Source organism: Saccharospirillum impatiens DSM 12546 (genome assembly GCF_000423605.1).
In the GTDB taxonomy this organism is placed as follows: Bacteria; Pseudomonadota; Gammaproteobacteria; order Pseudomonadales; family Natronospirillaceae; genus Saccharospirillum; species Saccharospirillum impatiens.
The window spans coordinates 27,701-54,618 of the sequence record NZ_AUIH01000001.1 but is presented as its reverse complement, the minus strand read 5'-3'; the positions used below and the strand labels follow the sequence as shown (position 1 = coordinate 54,618).

The following is a 26,918-nucleotide window of genomic DNA, read 5'->3' as shown; positions in this document are numbered from 1 at the left end:
TCCTATCAACACTGTATTCCCTACCTGACACCCCGGCAGCGAAGCGAAACGCAAGGGTGCCTCTAAAGAACTCCCCGGGGGAATTGTTCACAGGCTCCTTAATCTCCCTGCTCAGCCGGCGATTCTGCTCCCAGCCACTGCTGCCACTGATCCCGAATCAATTGCCGCACCCGGGCAAGTTCAGGGGTCATTTGCGCTACTGGCACCGTGGTTGAGGTTCCCGACAGCACAGCGTGGTGAGTATGCTCGCGCAAGGTCAGATAGGCATCGAGCCACTGCTCGGCCTGTTCATCCGTCAGCACCCCGGCATCCCGCAACGCTTTTATGCAACGAACGTTATCCGACCACCGGGCAACGTCCGGGTGGTCGCTGGCATAAGCCAGCACCAGGTATTGCACCAAAAACTCCAGGTCAACGATGCCACCCGGATCCTGTTTGATGTGAAACACCTCACCCGCCTTGCCCTTCTGAGCCTGGCTGGACAGATGCCCCACCATTTTCCGGCGCATTTGGATGACGTCTTCGCGCAGCGTGGCGCGGTCGCGGGGCCGTTGCAGGATATCGTGCCGGACGGCGTTAAAGGCCGTCTGCAACTCAGGGTCTCCGGCGATGAAGCGGGCTCTGACCAAAGCCTGGTGTTCCCAGGTCCAGGCTTTGCTGTTCTGATACTTTTCAAACGCCTTTAAACTGGTCACCAGCAAACCCGAGTTTCCTGAGGGTCGCAGCCGGGTGTCCACCTCATAAAGGGTGCCACTGGGCGTGGCAGTGCTCAGCAGGTGGATCAAACGCTGGCCAAGCCGCGCCATAAAAACGACGTTATCAATCACTTTCGGTCCTTCGGTTTCGCCCTGTGGCGAGGCCTGGTGCAAGAACACCAGGTCGAGATCGGACTCATAAGACAACTCGAGGCCGCCCATTTTGCCGTAAGCGACAACGCCGAAGTCGAGCTCACACCAGTCGCCATTGTCACGACTGGGGCGCCCGTGTTTGCTCACCATCTGTTGCCAGGCCAGAGCGAGCGCCTGCTCAACCACGACCTCGCCAACCCAGGCCAGGTAATCCGATATTTTCATCAGCGGTAACATGGCAGCGACTTCACAAGCGGCTGCCCGCAGCACCCGGCCATGGCGGAAATGACGCAACACTTCCATCTGCTGTTCCAGGTCATCGCCGGGAACCCGCAACAGGGTCTGATGCAGGTCGTCGGTCAGTTCGCCGCGTTGCGGCAAGCGATACAGGCTGTCGGGGTCGGACAGTTCGTCCAGCAGATAGGGTTTCTGGATGAAAAGATTGGCGATCCAGGGTGAGGCCGGGGCGAGCCGGCAGAGCTGGTGCAGTGCATCCGGGTTCTCAGCCAACAACACGAAATACACAGACCGCCTGAGAATGGCCTCCAGAATTGGGTGCAAGGCCTCAAAACCACGGCCCAACTGCCCACTGCCCGCCAATTCCGTCAGCAGCAGAGGCATTAACTGATCGAGGTTATCGCGTGCCTGGCCTTGCAATCGCTGCACAGCCGTTTCATTTCGAAAAGCCAGAACGGCCTGAGTCTCGCTGCTTTCAATGTCTGTCGAATCTGACTGACCATCACGCCACAACGCCACCATGTCCGGGTTCAGCGTCCGGGTGGAGCCGGCATCCTCAGCCACCACCTGCTGGAAGTGATGATGCACTCGCTCACGGTGGTGGGCCAACTGCTCCAACAGAGCCTCGATCGAGTTGTGACCCATCGACCAGGCCAGACGGGCCCGATCAGTCTCGTCCGCTGGCAAACGCTGCGTTTGTTCGTCGCGCAATGCCTGTATTCGGTGCTCCAGATCGCGCAGGAACGTGTACGCATCGACCAATTCCCGGGTCACTTCAGCCGGCAAATAGCCTTCATCTGCCAGCATTGTCAACACCGGCCAGGTACCGCGTTCCTGCAATGACACGTCCTGGCCACCCCGTATCAGTTGAAACGCCTGAGCGATGAACTCAACCTCACGGATGCCTCCCTGACCCAGTTTAATGTTGTCTTCCAGCTGCTGCCGGCGCACCTCTTTCTGAATCATCGATTTGAGACGACGCAGGGCACCGAGCGCATGAAAGTCAACGTAACGGCGATACACAAAAGACTTCAGATCCTGTTCCAGGGCTGCCTGTGCGGCCCTTGCACCGGTCACTGGCCGCGCCTTGACCATGGCAAACCGCTCCCATTCGCGCCCCTGGTGAGTGTAGTAGTGATTCATGGCGGCAAAGTTGCTGACCAGCGCCCCACTTTGCCCCCAGGGTCTCAGCCTCATATCAACCCGAAACACAAACCCTTCGGGCGTGCGCGTATCCAGCAATTGAATAACGGTGCGCCCGACCCGGGTAAAAAACTCTTCGTGACTGCGCCCGTTAACGACTTCACCCTGATTGGGAAAGGCGAAAATCAGATCAATATCCGACGACAAATTCAGTTCCCGCGCACCGTGCTTGCCCATGGCCACTACCACCAGGCTTTGTTGCTGCTCTTCAAAGTCTGACGGACCGGGAGCCCCCCATTGCTCGGTCCAGTGTGCCTCGGCGAAGGTGACCGCGCGACGAATGGCTACATCGGCCAAGTCAGAAACGGCACGGGCGGTTTTCCGGGCGCTCGACAATCCGTTCGCATCCTGAACCATCAGCCAGGCCATTTGCCGGTTGCGCCAGCCACGCAAATCAGCCTTCACCCTATCCGGTTCGTCCAGTACCCAATCCGCACTGAGCGCATCCAGCTCAGCTTCAGCAGGCTGCGGGTCGGTCACCCAACCAGCAACCTCAGCAAAACCGGCTGATGTCAGCAGCTCGTCGAACCAGGGGCTACAGGCGGCCGTCTTGGCCAGCCAGCCAGCAACCTCAGCGGACAATCCGGCCGAAACGCCCTGTTCATATCTGGCCTGATAAGCAGCGTCGAGTTGGGGGGGTGGTGTCACAGCAGTTCTCTCTTTACCAGTCGTGGGTGGTTGGATACTGCCAAAACCCGGGACGCATGAAAACCGCATCCAATTGCTTGGCAGACAGCGTATTGGTTTGAGCAAACCAAAAGTGGACGGCATTGGGATCAACAGGTGTAAGAAAGCCGGCCATCGTCCGACTCTGATTTAAGGTACCATTAATCCCGACAGGGATGGGTAAGTCCCGAAGACCTCTGCCTCAACAACCAACAGCATAGCCTGACCCCGTGGCCCCGATGCCACGCCTGACAATCTATTTCAAAGGATGCCGCATGACACCGAATCACTGGGCGCTCGCCGCGACCCTGACTGCCACACTGGCCACGGGCACTGCCCTGGCTGAAACCGACTGGACCGACACTCTTGAGCAGGCCCAGGGCCAGACGGTGTATTTTCACGCCTGGGGTGGCAGCGACGTCATCAACGATTACTTGCGCTGGGCCGCTGAGCGAATTGAAGACGACTACGACGTCACACTGGAGCACGTTAAAGTCGCTGAGATTGGCTCTGCCATCAGCCAGATTCTGTCGGAAAAAACAGCTGGCAGGGACAGCGGCGGGGCGGCCGACCTGGTTTGGATCAACGGCGAAAACTTTGCGGCAATGAAAGACAATGAGTTGCTCTTTGGTCCTTTCACCCAAAATCTGCCGAACTACGAACTGGTCGACACCGACAACAAACCCACCACCCTCTATGACTTCACCACACCGGTGGACAATCTGGAGGCGCCCTGGGGTATGGCTCAACTGGTGTTCATGGCCGATACAGCGCGTGTCGATGAAACACCTCGTTCAATGCTCGACTTGCTCGATTTCGCCCAGCAGAACCCGGGGCGGGTGACTTACCCTGCCCCACCGGCCTTTCACGGCACCACTTTCCTCAAGCAGGCGCTTCTGGAACTGGCCGCTGACCGCGCGCCCCTCTACGAACCGGTTGACGACGCCGACTTCGAAGCGGTAACAGAACCCTTGTGGGCCTATTTGGACCTGTTGCACCCGTTCATGTGGCGCAACGGCGAAACCTTTACCAGTGGCGCACCCGAGATGACGCAGTTGTTGAACGATGGTGAAATCATGCTGTCGCTGTCATTCAATCCAAACGATGCCAGCAATGCTATTGCCAACGGCGAATTGCCGGATACCGTGCGCACCTATGTTCACGATGCCGGTTCCATCGGCAACACTCACTTTGTTGGCATTCCCTACAACAGTGACAGCACTGCTGCAGCGCAAGTGGTTGCCAACTTTCTGATGTCGCCGGAAGCCCAGGCGTACAAGGCCGATACCCAAGTCTGGGGCGATCCCACGGTGCTGGCGCTCGACAAGCTGTCAGACGCGGATCGGGCCCTGTTCGAACAAGGATCACAAGGCCCGGCAACACTTTCTGCCGATGAACTCGGTGCGGTGTTGCGCGAACCGGATGCAAGCTGGGTTCCGGCTCTCGAACGTGCCTGGCAACAACGTTACGCACGTTGATCACCCGTATACTGCCCTGGTTTCCGCGCCTGCTGTTGCTGGCGTTTTTGACCCCGGTTCTGGTTGGACTCGCCGGAACCTGGCTTCCGGCTTTTGGCTGGTTTCCGGCGCTGGGGCAGCGCTCGTTGTCGCTCGCTCCCTGGATCGACCTGCTGAATTACCCCGGAGCCGGGTCAGCTTTGCGTCTGTCGCTCCTGACCGGCATCGGTTCTGCCGTGCTGGCACTGGGGGCCACCTTGCTGATTCTGATGGCCTTCTATCCGTCGCCTGGCTTTCGTCGCCTGGAAAAACTGTTGGCGCCCGTTTTGTCGGTCCCGCATGCGGCCTTTGCCATTGGCATCGGTTTTCTGGTGGCACCCAGTGGCTGGCTGGTTCGGTGGCTTGCCGTCCTCACTGGCTGGCCCGAATATCCACCCAATTGGATGACCTTCCGGGACCCCCACGGCTTCAGTCTGATACTGGTTCTGGCCCTGAAGGAGATTCCATTTCTATTGTTTATGGCCCTGGCCTCGCTGCCCGCTCTCAAAGTGGACAAGACACTTTGGCTCGGGGCCAGCCTGGGATATCGCCCGGGTAAGGTTTGGCTCACGCTGATCTGGCCGGTCTTGTATGACCGGTTGCGCTTGCCATTCTACGCCGTGGTCGCTTTCAGTTTGTCGGTGGTCGACATTGCCCTCATTGCCGGGCCTACCGCTCCGCCTACACTGGCGGTTATGGCAACGCGGCTGTTCAATGACCCTGACCTGCTACTGCGATTACCCGGCGCTGCCGCGGCCACTACCTTATTGCTGGTCACCGTGCTGACGCTGGCTGTCCTGTTCAGCTTTGAACGCCCGTTGCGGTTGTTGTGCCGGCACCTGCTGGCTAATGGCAAACGCCCGCGCCTTGCGCTGGGCCTGCGTTTCTGGGCATCCCTGGTTCTGGTGCCCGGTACCCTGTTCTATTTGACCTCGCTGCTGGTGCTGACCCTCTGGTCATTTGCCGGTCAATGGCGCTTCCCCGATCTCTGGCCGTCCCCATTGAGTGCGCGGGCCTGGTCAAGCGCACCCGATCGCCTTCTCGACCCCCTGTGGCTCACGCTCAGTACCGGGTTAAGTGCAGCCCTGATCGCGCTAATATTGGTTATTGGTGCGCTGGAAAACGAGGTTCGGCTGCGCCAGCTAAAGCCCGGTTTTACCGCCCAGAGGCTGCTCTGGGTATTGTATCTGCCGCTGCTGGTGCCTCAAATTGCCTTCCTGTTCGGGTTTCAGGTCAGTTTGGCCTGGCTACAGCTCGGTGGACAATGGTGGGTGCTGGTCTGGTCGCATTTGGTGTTTGTTCTGCCTTATACCTTTTTGACTCTCAGCGGCCCTTACCGGGCGTTTGACGAACGCTATGTCTGGGTCGGCCTGAGCCTCAGCGGTCACCGGCTGAAGACCTTCTGGCGCATTAAACTCGGGCAATTGTGGCGGCCCATTGGCTACACCCTGGCGACCGGGTTTGCGGTATCAGTCGCCCAGTATCTGCCCACCCTGTTCATGGGCGGCGGGCGCTTCGCCACCATTACCACCGAAGCGGTCAGCCTGGCCAGTGGCAGCAACCGGCGCACCATGGCGGTTTATGCGCTGGTTCAACAACTACTGCCGTTGATCGGCTTTGCGCTGGCGCTGTCTCTGGCCGCCTGGCGCTACCGGCATCACCGAGCCCTGCAACAGGGCCAAACCTGATCTGAACGGACAACGCATGGCATTCAACATCGACCACCTGAGCCTGAAGCTCAACCACAAACCTTTGTTTCAGCCGCTCACAGTGCGCCTGGAACCCGGAGAGATCGGGACCGTCATGGGCCCGAGCGGCTCAGGGAAATCGACCCTGCTGGCGGCTATTTCCGGAACCCTGCCGCCGATTTTCGACCTCAGTGGCGACATTCTTTTGAATGGCCAAAGCCTGCTAACGGTGCCGATCGAACAACGCCAGGTCGGGATACTGTTTCAGGATGACCTGCTGTTTCCCCATCTGAACGTTTACCAGAACCTGGTCTTCGCCCTTCCCGGCAGACTGACCCGGCCACAGCAACGCGAGCGCATCGCCTCGGCACTGGGCAGTGCCGGACTCGCTTCATTTGAACAGCGAGACGTCGCCACCCTGTCCGGCGGGCAGCGAGCTCGTATCAGCCTGTTGCGCACCCTGCTGGCAGAGCCGCGTCTGGTCTTGCTGGACGAGCCTTTTTCCAAACTGGACCAACACCTGCGCAATCAGTTTCGGGACTGGGTGTTCAGCCGAATCACCGACATGGGCATACCGGCCTTGATGGTCACACACGACCCGGCTGACCGGCCCAGCCAGGGCCCGCTCATAGAACTGGAGACCTCCCATGCTTGATCGCTGGACCCTCACCCTGATCAAACCGCCGCTGAGCCGACTGGCCAGGCACTGCGACCGGGCAGGCATTCGCGCCAACCAGGTTACGTTAACCGGCTTCGCACTGGGCATGCTGGTGGTGCCCTTGCTGGCTCTGGAGCTCTATACCGCAGCGCTGATCGCGATTTTACTGAACCGCCTGGCCGATGGACTGGATGGCGAGCTGGCGCGGTTGCAGGGCGCCACCGACGGAGGCGCGCTGCTCGACATTGTGTTGGACTTTGTCTTTTACGCCGCTGTGATCGCGGGCTTCGCCCTGGCCAACCCGGCGAATAATGCTCTGGCAGCCGCCTTTTTACTGTGGGGTTTTATGGGCACAGCCAGCAGCTTCCTCGCCTATGCCATTCTGGCAGAGCGCCGCAAATTGAGCAGCATGACTTACCCGAGCAAGGGGTTTTATTATCTGGAAGGGTTGGCTGAAGGCACCGAAACCATCGCCTTTCTGGTGGCTATGTGCTTGTTTCCGGGGCACTTTGTCTGGCTAGCCTGGGGCTTTTTCGGGCTCTGTGCAGTCACCACCATGACCCGGGTGGTTGGCGGCTATCACAGCCTGAAGGACGACCCGGCAAAGGCTACCGACGCAGGCTGATTCACAAAGCCTTTGCAGCACCCGGGGTTTAAACCGTAAACTCCGCGGCCCGGTTGCCGCCTGGCCCTCAAGGGGTTAGGCTGACTCAACAACCACACCAAATCACGACCAACTTCGACCATTCGCAAAGGGTAAGCCATGTACATTGCTTTTCTGATCAACGCCTGGGAAGACATCGAACCCGGCAAAAGCTCTACCCTGGTGATGATCCAGGAATGCCTGACTCGCGGCCATAAAGTAGCGCTGCTCTACCCCCAGAACCTGACCGTGCGTAACAACGTGGTAAACGGGTTTTCACGGGTTATCCAGCCAATCGACAAAGTGCCGGAGAGCGTTGCTACCCTGTACAAAAAAATCCGGTTCGATGAAAAAATGCTGCCGTTGCACGCTTTCGACTGCATTATGATCCGCAAGGATCCGCCGATCGACCCGACCATCCTGAGCTTCCTCGATGCGGTCAAGAACGAGACGCTGGTCATCAATGACGTAGACGGCGTCCGCAAAGCCAGTAACAAGCTCTACACGACGACCTTTCACGATCCGGAAAACCACTTTCTGCCGGAAACCCATGTGTCCAAGAACAAGGATTACCTGCTGCGCGTCATCCGTGAAAGTGACCGGGCCAAGTGGATTCTAAAGCCGCTCGACGGCAGCGGCGGGCACGGGGTTATCGTGCTGGAAAAGGCAGCCCAGTCGAGCATCAAAAGTTTGCTCGATTTCTACATAGACCGTGAACGCAACAATTATGTGATTCTTCAGGCCTATATCGACGGGGCCGAAGACGGCGATGTCCGGGTGCTCATGCTCAATGGCAAGGCCATTGGCGCTTACCACCGCAAGCCGGCAGAAGGTGACGTTCGCGCCAACATCCAGGCTGGTGGCAGTGCTCATGCCTGGAAGCTGACCGAAGAACAAAAACGCGTTTGCCGGAAGATTGGGCCCAAGCTGGTGGCCGATGGTCTTGATTTCGTGGGTCTGGATCTGATCGGCGAGCGTCTGCTGGAAGTCAACGTCTGCAACCCGGGTGGTATCACCAATATCAACCGTCTGAGCAAGGTGAAGCTGCAAAAACAGGTCGTCGACTTTCTGGAAGACCGGGTCAATGAACGCCGTGAAAAGCACGCCGAGCTCGAGCACCTGATGAAGCGACTGTCCGACTTGCGTTCACGGGATTTGCTGGACAACGAATGATCGCCCCGACTCCGTCAGACCCGAGCGCATCCCAGCGAATTGACTGGCTCAGTGACACGGATATCAATGCCCTGCAGGCCCGGCCCGAGCAATGCCGGTTTCTGTTCGGGCACCCGGCCCTGCTGCTGGAATTGCACACCCTGATGCAGAAGCAGCCAACCCAGGCTCGCTGGTATCGACCGGCTTGTGTCTATGCAGGTGACAGCGCCATTGCTGCCGGTGGGTTCAAGGGGCCTCCCGTCAAAGGAACCGTTGAGCTGGGCTATCGCACTCACCCTGACTGGCGCCGACAGGGACATGCCTCCGGACTGGTGCGATGGTTATGCGCCTTCGCTGCAGAGCAAGGCCTTACCCGGGTTGTCGCTGTCACCGCCGCCGGTAACCTGGCGTCTCAATCCGTGCTCGCCCAAACCGGTTTCGTACATACCGGTGACTTGCTCAGCGACAGCCAGCAATGGCTGCAACGCTGGCAACACACGCTCTAAACCGGACCAGCCATCCAGACACTGACTCTTACCGTATTTGAGCAGACTTCAATTCAATTCTACAGAGGCTTGCATGCACCTCGGTCTGATACTCGGTGACCAACTATCCCGGACTCTGCCCACCTTTCGGCGCCTGAACCGCGAACGAGACATCATTGTGATGGCCGAGGTTTGGGCTGAAGCCCGCTATGTGGCGCACCACCGGCAAAAACTGTTCAACTGTTTCAGCGCCATGCGACATTTTGCCGAAGAGCTGGAGACGGCGGGCTGGCAAGTCCGTTACCTTCCACTGGACGGCGACACCGCCTTCGCCAGCCTGCAGGCAGCTGTTGACGCCGTAAAAAATGAATACTCAATTGACCGCATTGTCCTCACCGAGCCCGGTGAGCAGCGTCTGCTATCGGAAATGGCAAACTGGGAGTCGCACTTCAACTGCCCTGTTGAGCTGCTCGAAGACACTCGTTTTCTCATGTCGCTGGCCGATTTTGCCCACTGGGCGCAAGGTCGCAAAGCACTGCGTATGGAGTATTTCTACCGCTTGATGCGTCAGCGCACCGGCCTGCTGATGAATGAGGAGAATCAACCAGAGGGTGGCCAATGGAACTACGATGCCGACAATCGACGAGCCTGGCGTGGCGAGCCCTCAGCCCCCGAGCCAATGCTGTTCGAACCGGACAGTATCGACCAAAACGTCGCGACCATGATAGAGCAACTTTTCCCGGATGGCTGGGGGGACGTTCAACCCGGTCTGTGGCCAGTCGCTCGTCGCCAGGCACAAGCGTCTTTAACCCATGCAGTCAGTCATCTGAGTCATTTTGGCGATTTTCAGGATGCCATGGCCAGTGACGAGCCCTGGTTGTTCCACAGCCGGCTTTCATCGGCCCTGAATCAGGGTTTATTGACTCCGATGGAAGTGTGCGAAGCGGTCGCAGACGCTTATTACCGTGACCGGATTCCCATCAACGCTGCAGAAGGGTTCATTCGCCAGATCATTGGCTGGCGAGAGTATGTGCGAGGCATGTACTGGTATTTACGCCTGTTCGAGCCACAAAACAGTCTTAACCATCACAACGCCCTCCCCGATTATTTCTGGACAGCGGACACACGCATGCAGTGTGTTCAGCAGAGCGTCAGACAAACCCGAGCCCTCGGTTACGCCCATCATATTCAGCGTCTTATGGTGACCGGGAATTTTTCGCTCATCGCAGGTCTCGATCCGGAAGCGGTCAGTGAATGGTACCTTGGCGTTTATGTCGATGCCTATCAGTGGGTCGAACGGCCCAACACATTGGGCATGGCGCTTCACGCCGACGGCGGACGCATGACCAGCAAACCTTACGCCGCTTCCGGCCAATACATTAATCGACAGTCAAACTATTGCAAAACCTGCTGGTATAACGTGAAGGAGACAACCGGCTCACGCGCCTGCCCGTTCAACGGCCTTTACTGGCATTTTCTGATGCGTCATCAGGACCGCTTTCGCAGCAATGGACGCATGGGTCTGATGTATCGCAACCTGGACAAAAAGAGCTCAGCGGAGCGAGAAGCACTGTGGCAGCAAGGCGAAAACATCATCGCCCGACTGCCTTTACTATGAGCCTGTAAAGCGGCCCTTCGCGCTTTAAAACGCTTCCATTGGGTCTGGCCTGTCCCAGTGTGCTCGCAGTTTGTTAAGCGCCTCTTTCTCCAGCTGACGCACTCGCTCACGGCTAACACCAAGCTGATCAGCAATTTCGCGATAGCCATACTCGCGCCCCTGCTGAATCCCATAGCGCAGCGCCACTATCACTTTCTCACGGTGGCCGAGCACGCCCAAAGACTGACGTATCCGGTCAATGACTTCACTTTGTTCGGTTGCCTCGTAGGTTGTCAGATCGGTCGCTTCCAGATGGCTGGCCCAGCTGTCAGAGCCATCGTCTGACACAGGCGCATCGAGTGACAGAGGGTTTAACCCCAGTTCGAGAAAATGACGCACCTGGGCCTCATCCATATTCAGCTCTTTACTGATGGTCGCCACCGACACAGGCTTGCCAGCGCTTTGCTGCACCATTACCAACTGGCGCTGGAAACGTTTGACATCGTCCACCACATTGGTCGGTTTACGAATCAGCGCAGCCTGGTTTTTCAGCCCGAGACGAATGAACTGTTGAATCCAGTAATGGCTGTACGTGGAAAAGCGGGTGCCTTGCTTCACGTCAAATTTCTCCAGAGCGCGCATCAGACCTAACTGACCTTCCTGAACCAGATCGGTCAATTCCAGGCCCTGATTAACGTGCTGGTGCGCCACACTGAACACCAGGCGAATGTTTGACCCAAGTAACATTTCCCGAGCTTGAAGCAGACGCCTCCACAGACGCGGCACCATCGTAGGGCCGCTATGTTGCTCAAGATACCAGAGGCGCAAGGCGTTCATGTCCGCATGGTTGGGACGCTTGTCCCAAATCGTTTTCACCCAGTCGCGCTGCTCCCAGTTCAGGCCAGGGTAGCGTCTTTGCCACCAGGATTTTCCAATGCCCTGTGTCAGACGCACCAATGCCAGGGACGCATCCTGATGCTGTTGCAACCAGGCGCGCTCCTGTTCTGCCGTCAGCAGGGGGTGCAGTCGGCTCCATTCGGCGTAACTGTTGTACTCTGCGTCGGCCGCCGCAGCAAACCAGGCCGGATTATGAGCATTCATCGTTGCACCTTTACCAAGTCGTTCGACATTCACCGAATCACTCAACTAGGTTGGCCCACATTCATCAGCATTCAACCCGCGTAGAAAGATACGGTTCGTCCATTCATTCGTAGGATGTAGCAGTTTTAGATTAATTATCGGGCTGGAGCACCACAGAGATTAGACAGAACCTGTACAGCAACCGATGCCCTGCTGTCGGGTCAATCACAGAGAGACCCCATGAACACCGGAAAACGGATCGGCGAGGCCGCCACCCTGACAGGCCTGAGTGCGCACGCACTGCGCCAGTGGCACCGGCGCTACGACATTGGCCCCAGCTTCAACAGTGGAGGCGGTCAGCGTCGCTACAGTGACCAGGACATTGAACGCATTCAGCGCATCGACCGGTTGCGCCAGCAAGGGTTTAGCCTGGCCACTCTGGCGGAATGGCCGATGGCCAGTCTGCGCCAGCACACCGAGCGCAATCAGCGACGACTGGTCATTGGCTGGTGTGGTCGTCTCTATAGCGCCTTTGCTGCCCAGGTGCCGCAGGCTGACTTTGTGCCATCAGACGCCCTGAGCAAACGCCCTCCTGGCGCCGATGTTTGGGTGATCGAGTGGCCTACTCTGACGGATGATCAACTTGAACAACTGCCAGAAAGCCGCGAGGTGTTATCCATTATTTGGTATGAATACGCTAACCGCCGGCAACTGAATCAATTGGAGCGGCTGGGCTACGAATGCCACAAAGGCCGACCGACAACCCGCTGGCTGCTGGACCGGCTCGGCAAACTGACACCAGGAACCGGCGGCTTTAGCCTGGAAGAACTCAGTTCGCTGATGCAGATCAAACCGTCGCTTAACTGCGAGTGCCCGAATCACCTGGCGGGCATCCTTCATGAACTGACGCTGTTTGCGCAATACAGCCTGGAATGTTCAGCCAGTGACGACAAGGATGCCGGACTGCACCAGGAGATCTTCTTGCAGATTCAAACGTCACAGCGGGCCGTGCTATCGGCGCTCCAGTCCGTCGTGCTGGCAGAGAAGATACACGCCAAACCAGTGCCTGTTGCCTGACCTTTATCAGGTCAACATGGCAGTTTGCCGCTACTATTAAAATAGACGTCGCAACGAGATGGTCAATTGGCGGACACACACGTTTAGCTTCAAAACAACTAAAGTAGGTTCATGGAATAGCCGATATAAACGCATAACTGTGCCAAGGGTGCTTCAAGGTTTGCGCAGTAACGCTCCAATCCCTCTGAATGAGTAACACGCCATGCAATCCGATAGTCTGATCTTTACGTTTGAGCAAAAGATAACCAACTTGCTGTCGCTGGTGCTGATTGCCCTCTGGCTGCTTTCACTCGGCCTGGCCTCAGTATACCAAACCTGGTTTGAGGCTCTGGTGCTGGGGACTCTCATTGCTGGTGGACCACTGATACTGAACCGTCTGAGCCCGGGTACACGACTGGTACGTATGGCCTATGGAGCTGCCTTCATGGCAATGACAGCCCTGCACGTGCATCAGATGCACGGGCTGATCGAAATGCACTTCGGATTCTTTGTGCTGTTGGCCGTTGTATTTGCCTTTCTGGACATCTGGGCACTGCTGGCAGCTCTGACCGTTATAGCCGTACATCACCTCAGTTTCGCCTACCTGCAATACACGGGAAGTCCGGTCTATGTTTACGACTTGGCGTACTTGCAATCGGCCGGACTGAAACCGCTCGGATTCGTGTTGTTGCATGCGGCCTATGCCATTGTTGAAACGCTGATCCTGGTTGTGCTTACCAAACCGGTCCGTCTGATGCTGGATACAGCCCGGGAATTGGCGGCGGTCAGCCACCTGATGACCGCCGTGGCGGGACGAATTGATCTGACCCGACGGGCCAACGATGAAGGCAGCCCGGTATTAGGCAGCTTTAATGAGATGCTTGAAAACATGCGTTCGGTGACGGCCAAATCGCTTGGGGAGAGTAAAGTGCTGATCACCGCCACTGATGCAATGGAGAACAGAATTGCGCAACTGGTCAGTGATACGCAGGACCAGGAACATCGGTTTCAGGAAACCCTGAACCAGTTGCAGCAATGGTCTAAGAACGCCCGGGATGTCGCCGAAGCGACCGACACCGTGGCAATCTCGACCGCAGACAGTAAGACAGTCAACGATGCCGTACAAGAGGAGGTGGCAGAAACGCTGGTTTCATCACAATCACTGTCTGAACAGTTAAACGATACCCGCACGGTCATTGGCCAACTGGCTGACGATTGTGCAGAAGTCGGCAAGACACTGGCGGTCATCAATACCATTGCCGAGCAAACCAATTTGCTGGCCCTGAACGCAGCCATTGAGGCAGCGCGGGCTGGCGAGCAGGGTCGCGGCTTCGCCGTTGTTGCTGATGAAGTCCGCATGCTCGCTACCCGAACTCAATCATCGACCGTTGAAATCAATGACGTCTTGCAACGCCTGACACAGCGATCAACAGCAGCGGTCGAGGCAATGGAGACTGCCGTTGAACAAGTAAACACCAATACGGTACAAACCCAGGGCGTACAGCAACGTGCCACCCAATTGCATGAACAGATCGGTATTATCGTCACCGAAAACGACCGCATTCGCAGAATCACTGAAGATCAGGCTGACGCCACACGGCAGTTGGAGCAAGACATTGGCACCCTGGCCGAACTGACCCGCAAGGTTACCAGTGCCATGGGTGATTCAAAATCCGACCTGGGCAACCTAACCCTGACATTTAAAGCACTGAACCTGGAGCTGAATCGATTTGATGTCTAGGCTAACCCCAAAAACCGCCCTGCTCGGCGTGCTGGTTATCGTTTGGATTGTCGCCATCGTAACTGGCTTTTGGTGGTTTCAGGCCAGGCTCATCGTCACTTTCGACGCCGACCAGTCTATTCTGAACCAATACCCCCGGGTGCGGGATTATGGCGAAGCGTTACACCGGGCACTGCCAGCGACCGTGCCAGACAACAAAGCCCGGGTGACCATCGTCCGGCACCCAGGTTGCCGATGCAATCGCTACTCAGCGGAGCACCTTGCTGCACTTGAGGGGCGCTATGACGTGTCGACCCGGTTTGCTTCAGCCCGGTTGAACGATTTGCCTGCGGCAATGCAAGCACTCATACCGGCAACCCCTTTCGTGATGGTTCATCGATCCGATGGAAGCCTCGTGTACGCCGGACCCGTCAACAGCGGTGTTACCTGTACCTCAACCTCCAGCTTTCTCGACACCAAGTTGAGCAGCCCGGGGGACCCGACGCTCCATATCCCGTTACTGGCACGGGGTTGCTATTGCGCCAACCCGGTGTCTGCCCCTCTATAATGCCGAAACAGGATAATAACCCCAACTGGCCGTCTTTTATGCCCCTGTTATTGCCATTCAGGCACCAGTAGACTGGCGGTCTCTGCCAATACCCTGATGGATGTACCGATGATAACCAAACACCTCCCTTTGCCATCGCCGGCACCGGGCATGCAACGCCACCTGATGGTCCATGAATACGGTAGTGGCCCGCGCAAGGCTTATCTGCAGGCCGGCCTGCATGCCGATGAATGGCCAGGCTTGCTGACCCTACAGCACTTGATGGCAAGCCTGGACACTCTGGAGCAGGCCGGTCATATTCATCAGCGCGTTGTGATCGTGCCATTTGCCAACCCGGTCGGTATGAATCAGCGCTTGTTTGGGAAATTTCCGGGGCGTTTTGATGCCACCACCGGGCAAAATTTCAATCGGGGCATGTCACTGTCCATCGGCGCACTGACCCACAGAGTTGGGCATTTACTGGGAGCCGACGCAGAACTGAACGATGGTCATTTGCGTGAAGCCATGCGTCAGCTAGTGAGCGAAAAATCTGGAGGCTATGAAATAGAAGCCTTGCACAAAGCCCTGCTAAGCCAATCCATAGACGCGCATCTGATGCTCGATTTGCATTGTGATGACGAGGCGTTGCCGCATGTTTTCTACGGCGATCATCAACGCTCAACCGGTGATCAGCTGGGCGATTGTCTCGGCTTTGCCATTCGTCTGGAAGAAGACGTTCGAGGCACCGTGGCCTTTGATGGCAGCCACACCCAACCCTGGGTCTCACTGGCTGAGAGCACAGGCATGCCCTTTGCTGAACCCTGCTTTGCAGCTACCGTGGAATTGCGCGGCCAGAAAGACGTCAGTGACGCACTGGCCCGGCGCGACGCCGAAGGCCTGCTGGCTTTTCTAGAGCGGCAGGGCTTCGTCTCAAACAGCGGGGCCGCTGCCCAGCCACAACAGGGCGAGACCCTAAGCATCAATGTTGACAAGGTAAAAGTGGTTCCCTCACCCGCCAATGGTCTGGTGGTGTATCACCGGTCGCTCGGAGACTGGGTAGATGAGGGCGAACTCCTGGCAGAGATTGTCCTGTTGGATAGCAGTCGACCAGCACGAATTCCGGTCCCGGCGCCCGCGACCGGTCGCCTGTTCAGCCAAACCAATACCTTTCTGACGTCACCCGGTGCGAGCATTGGTATGATCGCCAGCAAGGACCAGCAAATCGCCCCGGGTACTCAGTTAAGTTACTAACAGATACGTCCCTATCAGGCCTGAGCGGCCATGATGCGTTCGTACTTGTCTTGCAACTGAACCTTGGATTCAACCCTGGAAGGGTCGTGGGGAATGCAGTCGACCGGGCAGACTTGCTGACATTGGGGTTCATCGTAATGCCCCACGCATTCTGTACACAGTTGCGGGTCTATGACGTAGATTTCCTCGCCTTCGGAAATCGCATCGTTGGGACACTCCGGCTCACACACATCGCAGTTAATGCATTCATCGGTGATGTACAGGGCCATTATACTGTCCTCTGACAAGTCGCCCCACGGCCGCGGGGCGAGATGTTGAATCAGTCGTTCTGCTGGTATATCTCGGCGAGTGCCTCTTGCACAACCGGGTGCACCATCTTGGTGACATCCCCATGCAGCAACGAGATCTCACGCACAAAGGTAGACGAAATAAACGAGTACTGCTCTGAGGGAGTTAAAAACAAGCTCTCGACATCCGGCGCCAGCACTCGATTCATGTTAGCCAGTTGGAACTCATACTCAAAGTCACTGACCACCCGCAATCCACGCAGAATAGTCTGGGCACCCTTCTCGTGGGCAAAATCGACCAGCAAGTTACGAAACCCTTCCACTTCGACATTGCCCATGTCTTTGGTCACTTTGCGAGCCAGAGCAACGCGTTGCTCCAGGCTGAACAGGGGTTTTTTCTTCGGGCTGGCCGCGACAGCAACGATGACCTTATCGAACTGCCGCAGACCACGTTCAATCAGGTCCATGTGCCCATAGGTAATGGGATCAAAGGTGCCTGGGTATACTACGGTGCGTACCATGTTGCGCTCCCGGTTATTCAACGCGCGCGAATGTTACCCCAGCCGCCCGGACGGCACAAATGCAGACTCCCGCCGGTACCCGGCAGTCGCACGCTTGCACTCGCATGCTTTAGGTTACTTTAGAAACATTCGCCTCAGTTGCCGCTGCACCCATCCATCGTAGGGTGGGTACACCAGTTTCAGGCTGTTCAGCCTTTGCTTGCCCACCACCGGCTTCAGTTTGGAAAAAGTATCAAACCCCGCTTTGCCATGGTAATGCCCCATGCCACTGGCTCCGACGCCCCCGAATGGAATGTTATCGAGGGTTGCGTGAAACAGGGCCTCATTAATCACCAGGGCACCGCTGTGGGTGCTGTGTTCGAACTTAGCCTGCCAGGCCCGGTCGTACCCAAACAGGTACAGGGCCAGCGGCCGGGGTCGGCTGTTAATGAATCGCTGCGCTTCCAGCTCGGTTTCACAGGGAATAACGGGCAAGATTGGCCCGAACAGCTCTTGCTGCATCACTTGACTGTCCAGTGACACATTGGTCAGCAACACGGGCGCCATTTTACCGCTGGCGGCGTCCAGCCCGGGCCGCTGATCGCCCCAGTGAAGGTGAGCACCCTCGGTCTCAGCTTGCCGCAGCCAGGTATCCAGTCGCTGGCGCTGACGATCATTAATGATCGACGTGTATTCGGGGTTGTCGATCACCTGACCGTACATCCGACTGACTGAACGGTGAAACGCCTCAATAAAAGCATCAATACGGTCCGGCGGACACAACACATAGTCCGGTGCAATGCAGGTCTGCCCTGAGTTCAGACATTTGCCAAACGCCAGACGCTCAGCGGCTACTTCAATGGGGATGCTGGTGTCGATGACGGCCGGGCTTTTCCCGCCCAGCTCAAGCGTAACCGGAGTCAGGTTCTGAGCCGCCGCCGCCATAACGGCTTTGCCTACCTCGGTGGAGCCCGTAAACAGCAAATGATCAAACGGGAGGGACGAAAACGCCTGCGCCATCTCAACGTCACCATTGATCACGGTTATCACACCGTCGTCAAACGTCTGGTCGACCAATTGCTGAAAAAGCGCACCAAAGGCCGGCGTGTACTCAGAGATTTTGACCATACAGTGGTTGCCCGCCGCCAACGCAGCGGTCATAGGTCCAATCGCCAAGTAAAGAGCGTAATTCCACGGCACGATAATACCGGCCACGCCTAACGGCTGAGGCAGCACCTTACTGTGAGCGGGTTGAAACAACAGGGGCACGCGATGCTTACGAGCCTTCATCCAGCCTTTTAAGTGGCGCAAGGTGTGGTTAATACCCAGAATGGACGGCAGCACTTCGGCATTCAGCGTCTCACCAGCCGAACGGCAACCAAAATCCTGATCGAGAGCCTCGATCAGTGCATCCTGGTTGCCAAGAATCAGTTGTTTTAGCTGCTGCAACCGATACCGGCGTTCAGCCAGACTGGGATAAGGATGCAACCGATACGAGGCTTGCTGGTGATCAAACTGGGTTCTGAGCATGTCCGGAGTCATTTGCACCTCAATGCAAGGCAAAAAATCACTCTAGGTCAGCAAGCGAAGCCAGGTCAATGTGCGGCGGTCAGTTACTGGCCATTGCCTGCCCGCTCCATTGATAGAGTCTCATACTGACATCGCCGCTGTGCTTTTCCTTCATCAATTCCAACCCTGCCGGTACCGCAATTGCCTGATGGCGTGGACATTCAAGGTAAACGACCGCCCGGTCAGCGAGCCGTTGGTGAGCGATCAGCGCGGCAAGCGCTTCCTCCCACAATACGGCAGCAAAGGGCGGGTCCAGAAAAACCAGGTCAAAAGGGTCGGCTTCTGCCCGGGCAAGCCAAACAAGGGCATCGCATTGAACCACGGTCGCCGTGCAACCCAGAGTGGCTACCGCTGCCTTCAGGCTTGATACGGCCCGAGGCTGTTTTTCCAATAGCCAAACCTGCTGCGCGCCTCGCGATGCTGCTTCAAGCCCCAGAGCGCCGGTACCGGCGAAGGCATCCAGTACCCGCGCACCCGGGGTCTGTATCTGCAACCAGTTAAACAACGTTTCGCGCTGGCGATCTCCGGTGGGCCTTAGCCCCTCCAGATCGGCAATGTCGAGCCGCCTTCCCCGGTACTGTCCGCCAATGATTCGCAGCGAGCCAGCGCCCCTGGCAGGCCCCTTTCGAACGGTTCTGGGCATAAAGTCCTCTCGATAATAGGTATTTCACGTCCGGTTAAGGCCGGCTGTTCGCCCTGGCAGCATTGACATCGCTCAATGTAATCGCCGACAACCGTTGCTGTTGTGACACCAGAAAATCAGATGGCAAATCATAAACCGCAGAGGTTACCAGATAACGATGGATCTGTTCGGCACTGCGGCTGCGTTGGGCCGCCGAGGCGGCGTAGGCAACCCGAAGGGGCTCCAGCTCTTCGGCGGTGACCGGCTGGAACAGACCCGGATTCAATGTCTGATTGATCAATACCTGGCTGATGTTGGCCCGATGATCCCAGCGAACCTGCGGATCATAGCCACTCAATCGTTGTTGCAAAACGCCCACCCAGAGCAAAAAGGCCAATTGTTCGCTGGTTCCCATAGGCGGAGAATTCAACCGGCCCAAAGAGGGTTGTGGGGCCACCTGATTGGTCATGCCGCTGCCTTGCAGCGGTTCCAGCAGACGCTCGGCAATCGCAATACGCTCGCCATCCAGTTTACCACTGAGCACGACAGCTCGATTGTCTCCATCGGGCAACCAGGTTTGCAGGAAATCAACACTGGCTTCCAAAGCAGAGGTATCGGCCGGGTTTACCACTGTTACCTGGAACTGCCCACCCTGGCGCGAGGTACCCATGGCCGCGTCAACGGCAATGCCCAGTTGCTCCGTCGGTATCTGCTCCTGGGTGATGGTCAGTCGCAACTGGCGGGCCTGGTCCAGATCAACGGTCCATAGCTTTCGACCCGGGCTCTGGTCATCCCGCTCAATGGCCAGTTCATCAAGCGACCAGGTTCGGGACTCCGGCACGCCGGAATCAACCGTTTCATCCTGGCCCACTCTGTTGAGCACCACGATCAGCGGGATGGTCACAATGATGATGAGCCAGAGCGTCCGGCGACTGAAATGAAACATGATGCGCGAGGGGTTCCTGTGTTAAACCTTTAGGGGGCTTCAATGTACTGAATCCCGCCCGTTTATACCATGCCAGCAGAGCGGGGTGGAGACACGCCCGGCAACCAAACGTTGCGCATGGATCACAGGCATTCACCCCTGTGTAGAATAAGACTTTGGCTGACGGGTGCATTTTGCTAGCATAGTGCGGCTTCTATTGCAGTTTTTCTGAACTGCCCGGCAACACATCGGGCCCAGTCCCGAGGTCTGTTGCTATACGCAGCATTGATCAGCAATGAACCATTCACCCGTTTATACAGGCAACAACCTCACCATGCTGGGCTTTGGCAAAAAAAAATCTACACCCGAGACTGAACAAGACAAGCCGGAAGTAAAAACCGAGTCCTTGTTTTCCCGCATTCGACAGGGGCTGGGGCGCACCCGCTCAACCTTCACCGATGGCCTGGCATCCCTGTTTCTGGGCAAAAAAAGCATCGACGATGACCTGCTTGAAGAGCTGGAAACCCAGCTACTGACGGCCGATGTCGGCATAGAAGCAACAGCTGCCATCGTGGCAGAACTCACCGAGCGAGTGGGTCGCAAGGAATTGAAAGACGGTGACGCATTGCTCTATGCACTGCGCGATACGCTGGTACACCAACTGCAGCCGGTTGAGTCACCTCTGGTAATAGACGGCTCACAAAAACCTTACGTGATACTGGTGGTCGGCGTAAACGGAGTTGGCAAAACCACAACCATCGGTAAGTTGACCAAAAAATTTCAGGGCGACGGCCATTCCGTGTTGCTGGCAGCCGGCGATACCTTCCGCGCAGCAGCCGTAGAGCAATTGCAGGTATGGGGTGAACGCAACAAGGTTCCGGTCATTGCCCAGCACACCGGGGCAGACAGTGCCTCGGTGATCTTTGATGCAGTCCAGGCGGCGCAATCACGGGGTGTAGACGTCGTCATCGCTGATACCGCTGGCCGTCTGCACAATAAAGACAACCTCATGAATGAACTGGCCAAAGTGGTCCGGGTCATGAAGAAACTGGACGACACAGCACCTCATGAAGTACTCCTGGTGCTGGATGCCGGTACTGGTCAGAACGCCATCAATCAGGCTCAAAGCTTCACCGACGCTGTCAACCTGACCGGTCTTGCACTGACCAAACTGGATGGCACCGCCAAGGGTGGCGTTATCTTTGCTCTGGCAAAGAAACTCGGCATTCCCGTCCGATTTATCGGAGTCGGAGAGCAAGTCGATGACCTGCGACCCTTCAACGCTCGCGATTTTGTCGATGCTCTGCTGGATACCCGTGCCGAATGATTCATTTCGATCAGGTCAGCAAACGCTACGAGGGCGGTCACGAAGCCTTATCAAGTGTCAGTTTGCACATTGAAAAAGGGGAAATGGTATTCCTGACCGGTCACAGCGGGGCGGGCAAAAGTACCCTGCTCAAACTGATTACCCGAATAGAAAAAGCCTCTTCCGGGCAACTGAGGGTCAATGGTCAAATTTTGAACCGTTTACGGCGTTCCCAAATTCCGCACTTCAGGCGAAACCTGGGCATCGTGCATCAGGATCATCAATTGCTGATGGATCAAACCGTATACGACAACGTCGCGCTGCCCCTCATCATCGCCGGTGAACACCCAAAAGACGTGACCCGACGAGTCAGAGCCGCACTCGATAAGGTTGGCCTGCTGGAGCGAGAAAAATACCGCCCCATACAGCTGTCCGGTGGCGAACAACAGCGCGTTGGCATTGCCCGCGCAGTGGTTAAGAAACCCGCCATTTTACTGGCCGATGAGCCTACCGGGAACCTCGATCCCGGCTTATCCAGAGACATCATGGAGCTGTTCTCCGAATTCAACCGGGTTGGCACTACCGTACTGATTGCCAGTCACGACCTGGGTCTGATTGCGCGCCTCAACTACCGGGTCGCGTCGCTTCAGGACGGTAAGCTTATGAGCACCCCATTTGAGGGGAGGCGCTCATGAAGCATCAACCTCCGAAGCGGCCCGTCGCCAAAAAGCCCGTTCAAAACACAGCTAACCGGCGGCGAGACAGTGCAACCGGTAACCGCTCAGCCTGGTTACGCCACCATCGCGATTGCGCCCGGGATTCCCTGCTGCGGTTGTTGCGCAGCCCGGTATCCAGCGCCTTAACCTGGTTGGTTATTGCCATTTCACTGACCTTACCGACTCTGTTCTATCTCGCTCTGTCATCCTTGCAAGCTCAAACAGAACAATGGCAGGAAGGCGGTCAGATCACCCTTTATCTGGAGCAGGGCCTGGCTGACGAAGACGGTAACCGACTGACACGGGAGCTGGATGCACGGCCGGAAGTCGCCCGCGCCTACTACATCAGTGCGGAAGATGCCTGGGAGTCGTTTCAGACAACCCTCAGCCTCAGCCAACAATCCCTAGGATTCAGCAGCAACCCGCTACCGGCCAGTATCGTGGTCATACCGTCACAACAAAACAGCAGCCAACTGGAAGCGCTGCAGTTGATCATTCGAGGCCTGCCGGAGGTTGACGATGTGCAATTGGACCTGGCCTGGATCGATCGCCTGAACCGGTTTCTGGAACTCATCTACAGCGTTGTGACCGGTTTGGCAGTGCTGCTCGGAGTGGCCGTACTGCTAGTGGTTGGCAACACCATTCGTCTGGCCATCGAGTCGCGCAAGGACGAAATTCGCGTCATCAAGCTGCTCGGCGCCACTGAAGCCTTCGTGCGCCGGCCCTTTGTCTACCTGGGAATCTGGTATGGCCTGTTAGGCGGTATTGCGGCCTGGATTCTGGTTACGACGGTCGCCTGGTGGCTACGCAGTCCCCTCACCGCCTTTTTGGGTACCTATGGGCTGGAAGCCAACGTAGCCTGGCTGGGCTTTACCGATACGCTGGTCCTTATTCTCGCTTCGATCGGCGTTAGCCTTGCCGGCGCCCATATTGCGCTGCAACGCCACCTAAAAGATGCTGAACCTCGTTGAACCAGCGCGCCTTGCGCCGCGTGTATATGGGTAACAAGGCCGTGTTACAGCGGCCAATTGAACTCAACCTCCCAATGACTATTGGCTATAGTATATCGCTATCGAAAACATTAAAGTTGATTGCTGGTTTGCACAACATTTACCGCCGATACTGGGTCCAAGAGCCGACTTCTGTTAAGATAGTTGGTGAATTAATTTGATTTCCACCGCGTGCATTAGTCTTGAATCTGATGCTTCCGGGGGAGGGAGAAAACGTGAAACTGAACAACAGTGTTCCTGCACTTGCTTTGGATTCTTTGGCCCCGGGTCAAAGCCTTGAGTCGTACATTCAGTCAGTCAATACGTTTGACCTGCTGACGGCTGAGGAAGAGAAAGAGCTGGCTGAGCAGTTGTACTATCAGGAAGACATCGATTCGGCTCGCCGCCTGGTGTTGTCTCACCTGCGCTTTGTTGTTCACATCGCCAAAAGCTATTCAGGCTATGGGCTCAACCAGGGCGACCTGATTCAGGAAGGCAACGTAGGGTTAATGAAAGCTGTACGTCGTTTCAACCCCGAAGTGGGCGTGCGCCTGGTTTCTTTTGCTGTGCACTGGATCAAGGCCGAGATACACGAATACATTCTGCGTAACTGGCGCATCGTGAAAGTGGCGACGACCAAGGCGCAACGGAAACTGTTCTTCAACCTGCGCAGCTCCAAGAAGCGCCTCGGCTGGTTAAACGAGCGTGAGGCGCAGGCAATTGCCGACGATCTGGGCGTTAACCTGAAAACGGTCTACGAGATGGAAGGTCGCCTGACGGCCCATGACGCCACCTTCGACGCGCCCAATGAAGACGATGACGAAGGCCCGGCCATGTTTCCGGTTCACTACCTGCAGTCTCAGGGCGCCGATCCGGCAGCGCTGGTAGAGCAGGACAACTACGAAACCGATGCAAACGACCAGTTGTTTGCGGCCCTGGAAGACCTGGACGACCGGTCCAAAGACATCATTCAGAAGCGTTGGCTGAGCGATAACAAAGCAACATTGCATGAACTGGCTGATGTCTATGGTGTCTCTGCCGAGCGCATACGTCAGCTTGAAAAGAATGCGATGAAGAAAGTCAAAAAGGCCATGTCCATCGAGTTCTGATGATGACAAAGGCCTGAAAAAGCCGCTGAAAAGCGGCTTTTTTATGTCTGAGTGAATCGTGCGATAATCCTGTTAACCCAGATCTGCTAACCCAGTTGTTAGCTGGAAACCGACTTATTATGCCTGACATTCAACGATTCACCGCTTTAGCGGCGCTACTGGCCGGGCTGAGCGTCGCTCTGGGAGCCTTTGGCAGTCACGCACTGGAAACCATGGTCACCCCGGAACGACTGCAAACCTGGGGCACGGCAGTTCACTACCATATGATTCATTCAATCGCGCTGCTCTGGCTCGGGCTGTATTTACACCACTACCCGCGTCGGGGTGTCATGGTTTCCGCGGGCTTGATACTAGCGGGCACTTTGGTATTTTCCGGCAGCCTATATGCTCTTGTTTTGCTGAATATTCCTGTGCTGGGTGCCATTACCCCGATAGGCGGCCTCCTGTTAATCAGCGGTTGGTTTACACTGGCCTGGTATCTGATCCGTAAACACTGACGAACTCAAGCTCAAACTTGGAAACTCCATGACCAAAGAACTCACCCCAATCCAACGCAAGGTTCGCAGTTTTGTCATGCGCACTGGTCGCATGACCGAAGGCCAAAAGCTGGCAATGGAAACAGGCTGGCCAACATTGGGGCTCAATCTCAGTAACGGTCACTACGATCTTTCACAAGTATTCGGACGCAATGCGCCCGTTATCTTTGAAATAGGTTTTGGAAACGGTGACTCCCTGTTGAACATGGCCCAACAAGCTCCCGAGAAAGACTTTATCGGTGTGGAAGTCCATACGCCCGGTGTCGGACGCTTGTTGCACCATGTTCAGGAAGAAGGCGTTAACAACCTACGGGTGTGCAAAGAAGATGCAGTGGAGTTTCTGAGTCACTGCATTGCCGACAACAGCCTCAATACCGTACAACTGTTTTTCCCGGACCCCTGGCACAAGAAGCGCCACCACAAACGACGCATTGTTCAGCCCGAATTTGCGGCCTTATTGCGCAATAAACTGAAACCGGGTGGCACGTTCCACATGGCTACCGACTGGCAGCACTATGCCGAACATATGGTAGAAGTAATGGAAGCGGCAGAAGGGTGGGAAAACACTCAGGGCCAGGGTAACTACTTACCTGGCAGACCCGAACATCGCCCGGAAACCAAGTACGAGCGCCGTGGTATCGGTCTGGGGCATGGTGTCTGGGATATAGAGTACAGAACCGCTTAATAGACCTTGTACGATGATAGAGCTCTCGCCAGTGTGCCCCCCTTAGGCGTCGACTGGCGGCCTGGCATAGCCGGGCCACTGACACAGACACCCTCCCCGTTGAGCCAGTGAAAATCCCAGGCGTTGATACAAAGCACTGGCATGGTAGTCAGCATCGGCGATGATGATTTGCTGGCTAACCTTGCTCCCAACGTATTGGGCCATCTGGTGAATCAGCGTACGCGCAATACCCTGATTCTGACACTCAGGGATAACTCGCACCAGTTGATACCGTGCCATATCATTCAACATGAACACCCCGGCAAATCCCACCAGACGCTCCCCCTGCAGGGCAGCGTAGAAGTCACCATGGCCAAATCGGGCCAGGGTTCGATAGGTCCGTTCGCGACCCGCCAGATAGTGTCGAAACCCCGCTTCATCATGCCCCTGATCGCGCTGAGCCACTGAAATATCCCTCCATTGCGACCAAATCTGTTCATCGTCACGGAAAGGCTGAATGCGCAATGCGGTGTTCAAACGGCTTGGTGTTAACAGAGCATTGCTCGGCATCATCAGAACATGGTTTTCAATGTATTCGTAATGCGCCCTCTCATAGTCACTGATAACCGGCGTCGGTTCCGACGCGATGATCGGCCAGATGAAATTCCGGTGTGCAATGCCCTCGACACCCGAAAAAGAGACGTCAAATTCTTGCTCCCAGTCGACTCTATTTTTTGTTGCCAGTGGCACTTTGAGAGCCAGGAAATTACCGAAATGGAAATCAGGTGATCCAAGTGTCCGGTATACCGCAAAGTCGGCTTGATCGATTAGATCGGATTCAAGATGAGAGACGATGAAATCGCTTTGAACGCCCAGGCTAATGGCGTGGTGCATACAGACAGTTCCGGTTTTTAATGTCAGTTCCGGTTTATGATAGAGAAACTTGCCGGCTTTGTACGATCATTATTATCTTGGCGCCGGTTACCTTTCCCCAACTCATCGCCCCTCTCCCGTCCCGCGGAAGAAGGTTCTCTTTCGGTTTGTCTTTCCTGCGCCCAATAAAAAACCCCGATACCTTTCGGTACCGGGGTTATTTAATTTAAAAGCTTGACGATGACCTACTCTCACATGGGGAGACCCCACACTACCATCGGCGAGGCTGCGTTTCACTTCTGAGTTCGGCAAGGGATCAGGTGGTTCCACAGCTCTATCGTCGTCAAGCAAACTGGTTGGCGGCTGTCGTATGGCGGCTCTGTGCAGTGCCCGTTGCCAGGTCTGCCCGCTCGTAACAGCGCACCGAATGCGCTCTAATCAAGTCTGTTGCTTCTCAAAAATTCGGTTCTTCAGGACCAAGCGTGTCCGTACTCT

25 protein-coding genes and 1 rRNA gene are annotated in these 26,918 nt (G+C 56.4%); 17 read left to right on the top strand and 9 right to left on the bottom strand.

The annotated features are described in order from the left end of the window. Positions 1–98: 98 nt before the first annotated feature. Positions 99–2,936: a bifunctional [glutamate--ammonia ligase]-adenylyl-L-tyrosine phosphorylase/[glutamate--ammonia-ligase] adenylyltransferase gene (gene glnE / locus G565_RS22305; RefSeq protein WP_051207025.1), complete on the bottom strand. Its 2,838-nt coding sequence runs from the start codon at positions 2,934–2,936 to the stop codon at positions 99–101. 293 nt (positions 2,937–3,229) lie between these two features. Here glnE and G565_RS0100235 point away from each other — a divergent pair, with 293 nt between their 5' ends. The 7 genes from G565_RS0100235 (at position 3,230) to G565_RS0100205 (ending at position 10,694) form a co-directional block, all read left to right on the top strand. Beyond that, a complete protein-coding gene (locus G565_RS0100235; RefSeq protein ID WP_028669184.1) occupies positions 3,230–4,432 on the top strand; it encodes an ABC transporter substrate-binding protein in 1,203 nt (400 codons plus the stop codon). Next, positions 4,429–6,138 carry an ABC transporter permease gene (locus G565_RS0100230; protein ID WP_051207023.1) on the top strand — a complete coding sequence of 570 codons (1,710 nt, stop codon included), beginning with the start codon at positions 4,429–4,431 and terminating at the stop codon, positions 6,136–6,138. The genes G565_RS0100235 and G565_RS0100230 overlap by 4 nt, the downstream gene beginning before the upstream one ends. Before the next feature lie 16 nt (positions 6,139–6,154). Next, on the top strand, positions 6,155–6,793 hold the full coding sequence (locus G565_RS0100225; protein ID WP_028669182.1) for an ATP-binding cassette domain-containing protein: 639 nt from the start codon (positions 6,155–6,157) through the stop codon (positions 6,791–6,793). Then, positions 6,786–7,421, top strand: coding sequence for a CDP-alcohol phosphatidyltransferase family protein (locus tag G565_RS0100220; protein ID WP_028669181.1), 636 nt, complete (start codon positions 6,786–6,788; stop codon positions 7,419–7,421). Before G565_RS0100225 ends, G565_RS0100220 begins: the two co-directional genes overlap by 8 nt. Before the next feature lie 138 nt (positions 7,422–7,559). Next, positions 7,560–8,612 (top strand): glutathione synthase, encoded by a 1,053-nt coding sequence (gene gshB / locus G565_RS0100215; RefSeq protein ID WP_028669180.1) that lies wholly within the window; start codon positions 7,560–7,562, stop codon positions 8,610–8,612. After that, positions 8,609–9,097, top strand: a complete 489-nt coding sequence (locus tag G565_RS25625) for a GNAT family N-acetyltransferase (RefSeq protein WP_051207020.1) — start codon at positions 8,609–8,611, stop codon at positions 9,095–9,097. Before gshB ends, G565_RS25625 begins: the two co-directional genes overlap by 4 nt. A 73-nt stretch (positions 9,098–9,170) precedes the next feature. Continuing rightward, positions 9,171–10,694, top strand: a complete 1,524-nt coding sequence (locus G565_RS0100205; protein ID WP_028669179.1) for a cryptochrome/photolyase family protein — start codon at positions 9,171–9,173, stop codon at positions 10,692–10,694. A 24-nt stretch (positions 10,695–10,718) separates the two neighbouring features. On the opposite strand, the gene G565_RS0100200 is transcribed toward G565_RS0100205, so the two are convergent. Beyond that, the gene (locus G565_RS0100200; RefSeq protein WP_028669178.1) at positions 10,719–11,774 is read right to left on the bottom strand and encodes a sigma-70 family RNA polymerase sigma factor; all 1,056 of its coding nucleotides are present in this window, start codon (positions 11,772–11,774) and stop codon (positions 10,719–10,721) included. Positions 11,775–11,993: 219 nt separating this feature from the next. On the opposite strand from G565_RS0100200, the gene G565_RS0100195 reads away from it, so the two are divergent. The 4 genes from G565_RS0100195 to G565_RS22295 all read left to right on the top strand — a co-directional run bounded on the left by G565_RS0100195 (position 11,994) and on the right by G565_RS22295 (position 16,327). Continuing rightward, the gene (locus G565_RS0100195; RefSeq protein WP_028669177.1) at positions 11,994–12,830 is read left to right on the top strand and encodes a MerR family transcriptional regulator; all 837 of its coding nucleotides are present in this window, start codon (positions 11,994–11,996) and stop codon (positions 12,828–12,830) included. A gap of 202 nt (positions 12,831–13,032) precedes the next feature. Further along, the gene (locus G565_RS0100190; RefSeq protein WP_028669176.1) at positions 13,033–14,550 is read left to right on the top strand and encodes a methyl-accepting chemotaxis protein; all 1,518 of its coding nucleotides are present in this window, start codon (positions 13,033–13,035) and stop codon (positions 14,548–14,550) included. Continuing rightward, positions 14,543–15,097, top strand: coding sequence for a DUF6436 domain-containing protein (locus G565_RS0100185; protein ID WP_028669175.1), 555 nt, complete (start codon positions 14,543–14,545; stop codon positions 15,095–15,097). Before G565_RS0100190 ends, G565_RS0100185 begins: the two co-directional genes overlap by 8 nt. Before the next feature lie 108 nt (positions 15,098–15,205). After that, entirely contained in the window at positions 15,206–16,327 is a 1,122-nt protein-coding gene (locus G565_RS22295) for a succinylglutamate desuccinylase/aspartoacylase family protein (RefSeq protein WP_169579600.1), read from the top strand. A gap of 14 nt (positions 16,328–16,341) precedes the next feature. Here the strand turns inward: G565_RS22295 and G565_RS0100175 are convergent, their stop codons facing one another. The 5 genes from G565_RS0100175 to G565_RS0100155 form a co-directional block, all read right to left on the bottom strand. Then, positions 16,342–16,596: a YfhL family 4Fe-4S dicluster ferredoxin gene (locus G565_RS0100175; protein ID WP_028669174.1), complete on the bottom strand. Its 255-nt coding sequence runs from the start codon at positions 16,594–16,596 to the stop codon at positions 16,342–16,344. Between the two features lie 50 nt (positions 16,597–16,646). Further along, on the bottom strand, positions 16,647–17,135 hold the full coding sequence (coaD, locus tag G565_RS0100170) for a pantetheine-phosphate adenylyltransferase (protein ID WP_028669173.1): 489 nt from the start codon (positions 17,133–17,135) through the stop codon (positions 16,647–16,649). A gap of 114 nt (positions 17,136–17,249) precedes the next feature. After that, entirely contained in the window at positions 17,250–18,656 is a 1,407-nt protein-coding gene (locus tag G565_RS0100165) for a coniferyl aldehyde dehydrogenase (protein WP_051207016.1), read from the bottom strand. A gap of 67 nt (positions 18,657–18,723) precedes the next feature. Continuing rightward, positions 18,724–19,326, bottom strand: coding sequence for a 16S rRNA (guanine(966)-N(2))-methyltransferase RsmD (gene rsmD / locus G565_RS0100160; protein ID WP_028669171.1), 603 nt, complete (start codon positions 19,324–19,326; stop codon positions 18,724–18,726). A gap of 34 nt (positions 19,327–19,360) precedes the next feature. Then, positions 19,361–20,251 carry a hypothetical protein gene (locus G565_RS0100155; RefSeq protein WP_028669170.1) on the bottom strand — a complete coding sequence of 297 codons (891 nt, stop codon included), beginning with the start codon at positions 20,249–20,251 and terminating at the stop codon, positions 19,361–19,363. 274 nt (positions 20,252–20,525) lie between these two features. Between G565_RS0100155 and ftsY the strand changes: the two genes are divergently transcribed. The 6 genes from ftsY (at position 20,526) to trmB (ending at position 25,571) form a co-directional block, all read left to right on the top strand. Further along, the gene (gene ftsY / locus G565_RS0100150; protein WP_245584091.1) at positions 20,526–21,557 is read left to right on the top strand and encodes a signal recognition particle-docking protein FtsY; all 1,032 of its coding nucleotides are present in this window, start codon (positions 20,526–20,528) and stop codon (positions 21,555–21,557) included. Continuing rightward, positions 21,554–22,231, top strand: a complete 678-nt coding sequence (ftsE, locus tag G565_RS0100145; RefSeq protein WP_028669168.1) for a cell division ATP-binding protein FtsE — start codon at positions 21,554–21,556, stop codon at positions 22,229–22,231. Before ftsY ends, ftsE begins: the two co-directional genes overlap by 4 nt. Beyond that, positions 22,228–23,223: a permease-like cell division protein FtsX gene (gene ftsX / locus G565_RS0100140; protein ID WP_028669167.1), complete on the top strand. Its 996-nt coding sequence runs from the start codon at positions 22,228–22,230 to the stop codon at positions 23,221–23,223. The genes ftsE and ftsX overlap by 4 nt, the downstream gene beginning before the upstream one ends. Before the next feature lie 254 nt (positions 23,224–23,477). After that, the gene (rpoH, locus tag G565_RS0100135) at positions 23,478–24,350 is read left to right on the top strand and encodes an RNA polymerase sigma factor RpoH (RefSeq protein WP_245584090.1); all 873 of its coding nucleotides are present in this window, start codon (positions 23,478–23,480) and stop codon (positions 24,348–24,350) included. Between the two features lie 119 nt (positions 24,351–24,469). Beyond that, positions 24,470–24,847, top strand: coding sequence for a DUF423 domain-containing protein (locus tag G565_RS0100130; RefSeq protein WP_028669165.1), 378 nt, complete (start codon positions 24,470–24,472; stop codon positions 24,845–24,847). Positions 24,848–24,875: 28 nt separating this feature from the next. Beyond that, entirely contained in the window at positions 24,876–25,571 is a 696-nt protein-coding gene (trmB, locus tag G565_RS0100125) for a tRNA (guanosine(46)-N7)-methyltransferase TrmB (RefSeq protein ID WP_028669164.1), read from the top strand. 42 nt (positions 25,572–25,613) lie between these two features. Here the strand turns inward: trmB and G565_RS0100120 are convergent, their stop codons facing one another. Next, positions 25,614–26,444: a GNAT family N-acetyltransferase gene (locus G565_RS0100120; protein ID WP_028669163.1), complete on the bottom strand. Its 831-nt coding sequence runs from the start codon at positions 26,442–26,444 to the stop codon at positions 25,614–25,616. A 211-nt stretch (positions 26,445–26,655) separates the two neighbouring features. Continuing rightward, positions 26,656–26,771: ribosomal RNA gene (gene rrf / locus G565_RS0100115) — 5S ribosomal RNA — on the bottom strand. Positions 26,772–26,918: the final 147 nt, after the last annotated feature.